The organism is Azonexus sp., from assembly GCF_036170495.1.
GTDB lineage: Bacteria > Pseudomonadota > Gammaproteobacteria > Burkholderiales > Rhodocyclaceae > Azonexus.
Map to the genome: position 1 here is coordinate 1 of NZ_JAVHPH010000390.1, position 10,213 is coordinate 10,213.

8 protein-coding genes are annotated in these 10,213 nt (G+C 63.2%); all 8 read left to right on the forward strand.

Features of this window, described 5'->3' with window-relative positions; all coding sequences use genetic code 11:
* On the forward strand, positions 1-747 hold a 747-nt coding region (locus ADADOO_RS14140), incomplete at its 5' end, for an ABC transporter ATP-binding protein (RefSeq protein ID WP_511278146.1).
* Between the two features lie 74 nt (positions 748-821).
* Positions 822-1,412, forward strand: a complete 591-nt coding sequence (gene cobO / locus ADADOO_RS14145; RefSeq protein ID WP_511278147.1) for a cob(I)yrinic acid a,c-diamide adenosyltransferase — start codon at positions 822-824, stop codon at positions 1,410-1,412.
* Positions 1,413-1,422: 10 nt separating this feature from the next.
* A complete protein-coding gene (locus tag ADADOO_RS14150; RefSeq protein ID WP_511278148.1) occupies positions 1,423-3,036 on the forward strand; it encodes an adenosylcobinamide amidohydrolase in 1,614 nt (537 codons plus the stop codon).
* A 9-nt stretch (positions 3,037-3,045) separates the two neighbouring features.
* Entirely contained in the window at positions 3,046-4,329 is a 1,284-nt protein-coding gene (locus ADADOO_RS14155) for a cobyrinic acid a,c-diamide synthase CobB (protein ID WP_511278149.1), read from the forward strand.
* Positions 4,330-4,429: 100 nt separating this feature from the next.
* The gene (locus ADADOO_RS14160; RefSeq protein ID WP_511278150.1) at positions 4,430-5,305 is read left to right on the forward strand and encodes a Tim44 domain-containing protein; all 876 of its coding nucleotides are present in this window, start codon (positions 4,430-4,432) and stop codon (positions 5,303-5,305) included.
* Between the two features lie 197 nt (positions 5,306-5,502).
* Complete coding sequence (locus ADADOO_RS14165; RefSeq protein WP_511278151.1) at positions 5,503-7,539, forward strand: TonB-dependent receptor plug domain-containing protein; 2,037 nt, start codon at positions 5,503-5,505, stop codon at positions 7,537-7,539.
* Between the two features lie 2 nt (positions 7,540-7,541).
* Entirely contained in the window at positions 7,542-8,093 is a 552-nt protein-coding gene (locus ADADOO_RS14170; protein WP_511278152.1) for a YfiR family protein, read from the forward strand.
* Complete coding sequence (locus ADADOO_RS14175; RefSeq protein ID WP_511278153.1) at positions 8,090-10,057, forward strand: ATP-binding protein; 1,968 nt, start codon at positions 8,090-8,092, stop codon at positions 10,055-10,057. Before ADADOO_RS14170 ends, ADADOO_RS14175 begins: the two co-directional genes overlap by 4 nt.
* Positions 10,058-10,213: the final 156 nt, after the last annotated feature.

The following is a 10,213-nucleotide window of genomic DNA, read 5'->3' on the forward strand; positions in this document are numbered from 1 at the left end:
CAACTGGTCGTCGAAATCGGCGGCAAAACGGTGGTCGACCGTATCGACCTGAGCGTTGCCAGCGGCGAGCGCATTGCCATCCTCGGTCGCAACGGCGCCGGCAAATCAACGCTGTTGTCGACGCTCGCCGCCTTGCGTCCGCCGGCCGGAGGTGCGCTGCTCCTCGACGGCGAAGATGCCGCCTTGCTGCACGCCCGCGAGGCGGCCCGGCGCCGCGCCTGGCTCGGCCAGTTCCAGTCCGACCCTTTCGGTTCGACCGTGCTGGAAACGGCGCTGACCGGCCGCCACCCGCATCTCGGGCGCTGGGACTGGGAATCGAAGCAGGATGCCGAACTGGCGCGCGCTGCGCTCAAGGCCGTCGGGCTGGACGGCATGGAAGCCCGCCAGATTCACACCCTGTCCGGCGGCGAACGCCAGCGGCTGGCCATCGCCACGCTGCTCACCCAGGCGGCGCCGCTTTACCTGCTTGACGAGCCGCTGGCGCACCTCGACCTCAATCACCAGATGGCCGTCCTCGAACGCTTCGCCGGCACGGCGCGCGATGATGGCACCGGCGTCATCATGGTCCTCCACGACCCGGCGCTGGCCCACCGTTTCTGCGACCGGGCGCTGCTCGTTTATGGCGACGGCCGGACTGAGATCGGTGCGGTCGACACCATTTTGACGGCCAAAACGCTGTCCAAACTGTACGGCTACGGTCTGCGCCAGATCGAAGATCGTGGCTTTCGTTGCTTCATCCCGGAATAGACGCCGTTCATTTTTGGCCGTTTTTTCCGGTTGACCGTAGCAATCCATTTCCACCCGAATTTCTCGAGAAAATCATGACCGTCACCCACGAACAACGCATGCAGAAAAAGAAGGCCGTCATCGACGGCAAGATCGACGCCGCGCAGGAAGAGCGGGGCGTGCTGGTCATCAACACCGGTAACGGCAAGGGCAAGTCGAGCGCCGCGTTCGGCGTCGTCGCCCGCGCCCTTGGCCACGGCCTCAAGGTTGGCGTCGTCCAGTTCGTCAAGGGCCGTTCGGACACTGGCGAGGAAGCCTTCTTCCGCCAGCAGCCCAACGTCGGCTGGCATGTTGGCGGCGAAGGCTTCACCTGGGAAACCCAGGACAAGGACCGCGACGCCAAGGCCGCCCAAGCCGCCTGGGAAATCGCCTGCAGCCACCTGCGCAATCCGGAAATCGGCCTCGTCGTCCTCGACGAAATGACCTACGCCTTCAAATACGGCTGGCTTGATCTCGACACCGTCATCGCCCAACTCCTCGCCCGCCCGGCCATGCAGCACGTCATCATCACTGGCCGCGCTGCCCCGCAGGCCCTGCGCGACGCCGCCGACACGGTGAGCGACATCGGCATGGAAAAACACGCCTTCCAGAGCGGCATCAAGGCCATGCCGGGCCTCGAATTCTGAGTTCTCGCCGATGAAAAACCTGAGCCGTTTCGTCTTCCTGCTGCTCGTTTCCGCCGTTGCCTGGGCGGGAGAAATCGACATCCCAGCCAATATTCAGGCCGAGGCGCGGATCATCCGCGGCGAGCGCGACGGCTATTGGGAAAAAGTGCTGCTCGTTTCCTTCCCCGGAGCGCGGCGCACGCTGTCCACCTCCGATGGCCTGCTCGACGCCCGGGCAGCGCTCAACCACGCCGGCCATCCGCGGCTCTGGCAAACACTCGGCATGCGTTTCATGGGCCAGGACGGCCGGGGCGGCAAAGCCTATGCTGACCATGTGCACCAAAACATGGCCAACCTGCTGCACCTCGACAAATCCGCCGTCGCCCGCATGGCCACGGCCGCCGACCTCGACAATCTGGCGGTCGTCACGAAAAGCCACGGCCCGCTGACGGTCACCGTGCTGGCCACGGCCGGCGCCAAAAGCAACGCCATCCGCACCGGCGTCGATGCCGGCACCTACATCGAAGGCAAGGAACCAGCCGGCACGATCAACATCATGGTGCTGACCAACATCCGCCTGACCGATGCGGCGCTGACCCGCGCCCTGATCACCGTCACCGAAGGCAAGACGGCGGCGCTGCAGGACCTCAAGGTGCCGAGTTCCTACACCAAAAGCGTGCAAGCGACGGGGACGGGCACCGACAGCATCATCGTCGTCTCCGGCACGCAGGGGCCGCAAGCCAGCTATACCGGCGGCCACAGCCGGATCGGCGAGCTGATCGGCAAGGCCAGCCACCAGGCCGTGGTCGAAGCGCTCGGCAAGCAAAACGGCTTCTTCCTGCCGGGCGCCAAGCGTTTCGCCGCCACTGCCGCAGCGCCGGCCAAGGCACCGGAAGCGCTGCGCATCGCTTTGCTCCATCTTGATTCCGTGCCCGGCGACATCGCCGGTAACCGCGCCCGCATCGAGGCAAGCATTCAAGAGGCGGTCGGCCATGGCGCCGACTGGATCATGACGCCCGAACTCGCCGAAACCGGCTACAACTTCGCCAGCCGCATCGGCACCGACTGGATCGCCCCTTTTCCCGACACCTGGATCAGCACCCTGGCCGCCATTGCCCGCGACAACCGGGTGGCGCTCTTCGTCGGCTTCGCCGAACGCGACGCCAAGAGCGGCAAGCTGCACAACAGCGTCGCCGTGATCAACCGCGCGGGGGTAATCCAGGGCGCCTACCGCAAGCAGCGCGTGCATGGCGGGGCCGAAAGCTGGTCAACACCCGGCTCCGGCAGCGCGCCCTTCATCATCGACGACATCCCGGTCGGCGTCCTCATCTGCGCCGACACCTACCAGCCCGAACCGGCCGCCCGCTACCGTGACCAAGGCGCCGCCATCCTCCTCGCCCCGGCCAACTGGCCGCCGGTCGACGGCATGGGGCCGGGCGACCTCTGGGAGCGGCGTAGCGCCGAAACCGGCCTGCCACTCATCGTCAACAACCGTACCGGGCGCGAACCGGAGCTCGATTTCTCGCGCGGCGAAAGCGTCGTCGCGGCCAGCGGCGAACGGCTGTTCTCGTTCCGCGCCAGCCAGGCGCGGCTGTTTTACGTGGACTGGGACCGCCACCAAGGTTTTAGCCAGCCCGCTCGTTAAGGAACCAGAATGCCAGCCTGCCCCGCCCTGCTCATCGCCGCCCCCGCCTCCGGCCAGGGCAAGACCACCGTCACCGCCGCGCTAGCCCGACTGCACGCCCGGCAGGGACGGCGCGTCACCGTCTTCAAATGCGGCCCGGATTTTCTCGATCCGCAAATTCACGCCGTCGCCAGCGGTCGACCGTGTCAAAACCTCGACCTCGGCATGTGCGGCGAGGCCGATGCGCGCTGGCGTCTGCCCCGTGCGGCGGAAGAATCCGACCTCATCCTCATCGAAGGCGTCATGGGCCTCTTCGACGGTCAGCCTTCCGCGGCCGACATTGCCGAACGCTTCGCCATTCCGGTCATGGCCCTGATCGATGCCGGCGCCATGGCGCAAACTTTCGGCGCCGTCGCCCACGGCCTGGCCACCTACCGGCCCGGCCTGCCCTTTGCCGGCGTGCTGGCCAACCGTTCGGCCAGCGAAGGCCACATCAAATTGCTGCGCGCCAGCCTGCCTCCCGGCCTGGGCTGGTTTGGCGCCCTACCCAAAAATAGCGACAGCCTGCCCGAACGCCACCTCGGCCTCCTTCAGGCGGCCGAAATCACCGACCTCGAAGCCCGCCTCGATGCCCTGGCCGATGCTTTGGCAGCCAGTGCTACGGTCGACCTGCCAAAACCGGTCAATTTCGAAGCCGCACCGGCACCGCGCATCGAACCCCGGCTCGCCGGCCAACGCATCGCCATCGCCCGCGACGCCGCCTACGGCTTCATCTACCCGGCCAATCTTGAAACCCTGAGCGCGCTGGGTGCCGAGTTGTGCTTTTTTTCACCGGTCGCCGGCGACCCGCTGCCCGAATGTGACGCCGTCTGGCTGCCCGGCGGCTATCCGGAACTCCATGCCGACACCCTGAGCCAACACGCTACGCTATGGCTTGCGCTGAAAAAGCACGTCGCCGCCGGCAAGGCGCTGCTCGCTGAATGCGGCGGCATGATGAGCCTGTTCGAGGAAGTGGTCGACAAGGCCGGTATCAGCCATCGCTTCGGCGGCCTGCTTGCCGGGCGTTCGGTCATGCAAAAACGCATCGCCGCGCTCGGTACGCAATTCGGCGAACTGCCCGAAGGCCGCCTCGCCGGCCACACCTTCCATTACTCGAAAAGCGACACGCCGCTCACCCCGCTCGTCCGCGCCACCACGGCCGATGGCCGCGATGGCGAAGCGATCTACCGGCAAGGCCGACTGACCGCCTCCTACGTCCATTTCTACTTTCCATCGAATCCGGCAGCGGTTGCCGGCCTGTTCTCAGCGGCCTGATGCTTCGATTTTTACGAATAATCATGCAGGCATGGATTAGTTTTTCTGCAACAGGAAGCGGCTACACTACGGCTTGCAACTTTTCCCCACGGAGACAACCATGAAGAATTTCGTATTGATGGCCGCAGCAGTGGTGCTCGGCTTCACGCTGCAAATCGGTGACGCTGAAGCCAAGCGCCTCGGTGGCGGCAGCTCGTATGGCATGCAGCGCCAGTCGGTTTCGCCGAGCGCCCCGCCCTCGGCGGCCCGACAGGCACCCGCCGCCGCGCCCGGGGCCGCCGCCCCGGCTGCGCAACCCAAGCGCTCATGGATGGGCCCACTGGCTGGCCTGGCCGCTGGTCTCGGCCTGGCCGCCCTAGCTTCGCACTTCGGCTTCGGCGAAGGCCTGGCCAACATGATGATGATTGGCTTGCTGATCGTCGGTGCCGTCATGCTCTTCGGCTTCCTTTCGCGCAAGAAGGCGGGAGCGCCCCAGTCGGGTGGCATGCAATACGCTGGCGGCAACCCGAATTACGGTGCCACCTCGCGTCAGCCCGACTTCGTTCCGGCCGGCAGCGCCTCGGCACTAGCCCCGGTTGCCGCTTCCACCGGTAGTGGCAACATTCCGGCCGACTTCGACGTTGAGAGCTTCGTGCGCAATGCCAAGGTCAATTTTATCCGCCTGCAGGCTGCCAACGACGCCGGCAATCTGGACGACATCCGCGAATTCACCTCGCCGGAAATGTTCGCCGAGATCAAGATGGGCATGAGCGAGCGCGGCAACGCCAAGCAGGAAACCGACGTCGCCCAGCTCAACGGCGAAGTGCTTGATGTCGCTGAAGAAGCCAACCGCTACATCGTCAGCATCCGCTTCACCGGCCTGATCAGCGAAGAAAAGGGCGCCGCCCCGGCGCCGTTCGACGAAATCTGGCACATGACCAAACCAACCGATAACAGCCGCGGCTGGGTGCTGGCCGGGATTCAGCAAGTCCAGTAACAATCCACGCCTCACTCAAGGCTGGCCGGAGCAATCCGGCCAGCCTTTTTTATTGTGGCGCGCCGCCGGCAACGGAAAGTTATGCCCCCCTCTCGTAAATTCCCTGATTGAATTCAAGTCTGACCAATGGCATAGTCTTGGCTCTTCCAAGCGCCGCGCAGAACATATTGTTTCAAAAGGGTAAAATTCTGAACGCATTGAGCATATCGTATGCGGCCGCCGCTTTCGCGCTGGCCGTCGCATGGCATCCGGTGCACGCCCTCCAGGATGACGATCTCAGCCTCGAAGATCTGACCAAAACCGAGGTCTCATCCGTTTCGCGGCGCAATCAAAGCCTGAGCAACGTTCCTGCTGCGGCTTTCGTTATTACCGCCGAAGACATCCGCCGTTCCGGCGCGCAGGCCCTGCCGGATGTGCTGCGCATGGTGCCGGGCATCCAGGTGGCGCAGGTCGACAGCGGACGCTATGCCGTCTCGGCCCGCGGTTTCAATGGCCGCTTTGCCAACAAGTTGCAGGTACTGATCGACGGCCGTAGCGTCTATCACCCGTTTTTTTCCGGAACCATCTGGGAATACGACCCGATTCCTCTTGAAGACATCGAGCGCATCGAAGTCATTCGCGGTGCCGGCGCCGCCATGTGGGGAGTCAATGCGGTCAACGGCGTGATCAACATCATCAGCCGGCATTCGCGCACGCAAACCGGCGGCATGGTCGCCGGAACGCTAGGCAGTAACGGACAGCGTCAGTTGTACACCCGCGCCGGTGGCAGCATCGACGCCGACACAACATGGAAATTATCGGCCCAGGGGCGTCATGCACAACCATCGAAACAACTCGCCAACGACCGTTACAGCGAAGACGACCTGAGCAACGGCGTGGTCGATTTCCGCCTCGACCGGTCGCTGTCCGGCGGCAGCAATTTCAGCGTCTGGGCGAATGCGGGCAGTTCGTCGGTAGGCGATCTCTACCCGGTCACCCCGAACCTTGCCGACCTCCAAACCTTGACCTCGGTCCCTATTACGCAAAAGGTCGCCAGCCAGACCGTCGGCGCGCGCTATCGCTGGCTGAGCGAGCAGGGCGTCGAGTCATCTTTGCAAACATCGGTCGGCAACACCTCGATTGAATTGAAGGACGTCTTTGAAGTCACCAGCACTCAATTTGATCTCGACTACCAGGGGCGCTACAGCTTCGGCAGCCACGATCTCCTGTGGGGAGCAAGCCACCGGACGGTTTCCGATGAAGTGTGGTCGAGATACGTCATTTCTGTCGCCAAACCGGCATTCACGCAACACACGACGGGCGTCTTCCTGCACGACAACTGGACGCTGATCGACGATCGCCTGCAACTCGGCCTGGGCGCCCGCTGGGATCAGACCAATCTGGGCGGCGACACCTTCTCGCCGAGCGCAACCCTGATGTGGACGCCAACCCGTAGCGACACACTGTGGGCCAAGTATGCCAAAGCCCCGCGCATGCCGGCCCGGGGCGAACAGGATGTGAGCATTTATGTCGGCTACCGACCACCAACGGCGAGCTTTCCCTTCCCTGTCGTACTCAAAGCACAACCGGCTAATCAGCCCCTGCACGACGAAACCATGGAAGGTTTCGAGCTGGGCTACCGCAGTCAGCTAACGCAACAGCTGAGCATGGATGCCACGGTTTTCCAATACCGTTACTCGGACATCGTGACGAGCTCACTGGGCGGGAACAGTCTGCTACCGATCGGCGGCGGAATTTTCCTCCCGGTACAGAACCTCGATCGTACCAACGGGGGAAGCGGCTGGCTGAGCGGCGCCGAACTCAGCGTCGACTGGCTGCTCATGCCGACCTGGCGCATGCAGTTGTCGTATGCATTCACGCATGTCAACATGGACGACTCGGCCAATTCGGTTACCCAGGGCCAGGGTCTGCGGGAAGAGCGCTCGACGGCCCGTCATTACGGCTCCCTGCGCTCGCAATGGAACGTCGCGTCGAACCAGCAGGTCGATGCCTGGATTCGCGGCTCTTCAGGCATTTATCGCACGCTATCACCGTACCCGAGCGAAATTTACGTCCCGGGCTATGTAACGCTGGATTTGCGTTACGCCTACAAGCTGAACAAGGACATCGAGCTGGCGCTGACTGGCCGCAACCTGGTCGGTCCCCGGCGCATTGAGTACGTGACGGACTACGTTCCGGCGACGCCCGTCATCATCGAACCATCCTGGTTACTGTCGGCGCGCTGGAAATTCTGATCATGCCTGCCGCCACCTCAGGTTCTCCGCGAAATCGCCCGCTTCGCTGGCTGGCAGCCGTGCTGCTCGCCGGCGTTTCGCTGGCTTTCGCGCAGCCTGACTCCGAACCGCAACTCGAATCGGCGTATCTGGTCAATTTCCTGAAATATGTCGAGTGGCCGACCAGCAAGCGGACCACAACCACCATCTGCCTGTTTGGCCGCGATACGCTGGGGCCATTTCTGAGCAGCCACGAGGGACGCGTCATCGGCGGCAAGGAACTGCGCATTCGCCGGGTCAACAGTCCGGACGACATGCAATATTGTCAGCTGATCTATATTCCCGATGTCGAAGAAGCACGCATTGGTGCGGTATTACGCTGGATACAGGGGATGCCCGTTCTCGCCGCCAGCAACGCCGACGGCTTTGCCCGATCAGGCGGCGGCATCGAGTTGCTGCGGACGGGCGGACGTGTGCAATTTGTCGTCAACGCCGAGACGCTATCGAGGCACGGGCTGAACCCGAGTTCGCAAATGCTGCGGCTGGCCAACCAGGTTATTGGAGGCGATCGGTGAACGCGCGCCAGACCATCCGGAAAAAAATCGCGCTGGCCATTGCGGCTTCGCTCGGCGTCGGGCTGCTGCTTTCCTTCCTGACCTTTGCCGTGCGCGAAATCGAGCAGCGGCGCCAGGCTAAAACAACCGAATTGTTCGCGATGGCCGACGTCGTTGCCTTCAATGCTTCGGCCATCATCGAGTTCCGCGACGTGACGGGCGCCAAGCGTCTGCTCAGTTCGTTCGCCGAGCACCAGGATGTGCTGGCCGTGCGCCTGATTGGCATCACCTCCGATTTTCACTATCGCTACGATACGGCCAACCGAGCATTGCCGGACCAGGTGGCGCTCGGCGACAAACCGCACCGAGAACGGGCGGTCTATGCCGACTGGTCGTCGGTCACCGTCGCCGTGCCTATCCGCTCGGACGATGAAGTGGTCGGCACGGTTTCGATTTCGGCCAGCCTTGACGGCGTCTGGCGTGCCATTGCCTGGAACCTGACCCTGTCCTTGCTGGCCCTGACCATTTCCTTCGTCATCGCCTTCGCCATCGCCCGCCATCTGCTCGCCGCCATTCTCGCCGGGCTCGGCTCACTGACCGACACAGCGCAGTACGTGGCCGAATCGAAGGATTACACGCGGCACGCGAAAATCTATTCGGATGACGAAATCGGCCATCTCGGCAACGCCTTCAACACCATGCTCAGCGAGATCGCCGAACGCGATGGGCAACTGGCCGATCAGCGCGACCACCTCGAGGACACCGTGCAGGAACGGACCCAGGCCCTGTCGCTGGCCAAGGAGGCAGCGGAGGCGGCGAGCCGGGCGAAGAGCACCTTCCTGTCGAACATGAGTCACGAGCTGCGCACACCGATGAATGCCATCATCGGAATGACCTACATGCTTCGGCGCAACAATCCGGATTCTGGCCAGATGGACAAGCTGGGCAAAATCGACAATGCCGCCAACCATCTTCTGCAGTTGCTCAATGACATTCTCGATCTGTCGAAGATCGATGCCGACCGGATGACGCTGGAACAGACCGCCTTCATGGTCGACGCGCTGACCGATGAACTGGCCAGCCTGCTGGCACCGCGGGCCGAATCGGCTCGCCTGCGTTTTATTCTCGACATCGACACGCGTCTCAAATCGCTACAGTTGCTCGGCGACCCGCTGCGCCTGCAGCAAATACTGCTCAACCTGGCCGGCAACGCCATCAAGTTTACCGAGCGCGGCGAAGTCCGCGTCGTTGCCCGCATCGCCGAAGATAATGGCGAAGCGGTGCTGATCGAAATTTCGGTCTGGGATACGGGCATTGGCATTGCACCGGAGGCGCTTGAACGCATCTTCAATCCGTTCGAGCAGGCCGATGGCTCGACCACGCGCAAATATGGCGGCACCGGGCTCGGCCTGCCCATCTGCCAGCGCCTCGTTCGCCTGATGGGCGGTGGAATCGAGGTGGTCAGCACGCCGGGGGCGGGTAGCGTTTTCACTTTCGCCATTCGCTTGCCTCGGGCCCTGGCGGTGCTTCCCGAAAAGGCCGAAACGCATCAATCCGGCGTTGCCGCCGAGCACGCCTTGCGGGCCGAATTTCCCGATTGCCGCATCCTTGTCGCCGAGGACGACTGGGTCAACCAGGAGGTTGCCCTTGAACTGCTCCGTGAAACGCTCGGCTTCACGGTCGACATTGCCGGGGACGGTTCCCTGGCGCTCGACCTGGCGATAAATCAGCGCTACGACCTGATCCTGATGGACATGCAGATGCCGGAACTTGATGGCCTGGCGGCCACCCAGGCTATCCGCGAGATTACCGGCTACGCCGATACGCCGATCGTCGCCATGACTGCCAATGCCTTTGCCGAAGACCGCGCGCTTTGCCTGGACGCCGGGATGAACGATTTCATCGCCAAGCCGGTCGATCCGGACAAGCTCTTTGTAGTCATGCTGAAGTGGCTGCGAAGCACTCAAACCGCCACCGTCGGCTAGCACGGCGGCCGGCGCCAGGATCGATCGCCGAAATCGGTTTGCATTTTTGGCCGTTTTTCCCGGTTGACCGTAGCATTCCAGGAAAAATACTCAGAAACCGGCGGCCTCGGCTTCCAGGTAAGCGATGCTGACGTACTTGCCGATATTCGCTTCAAA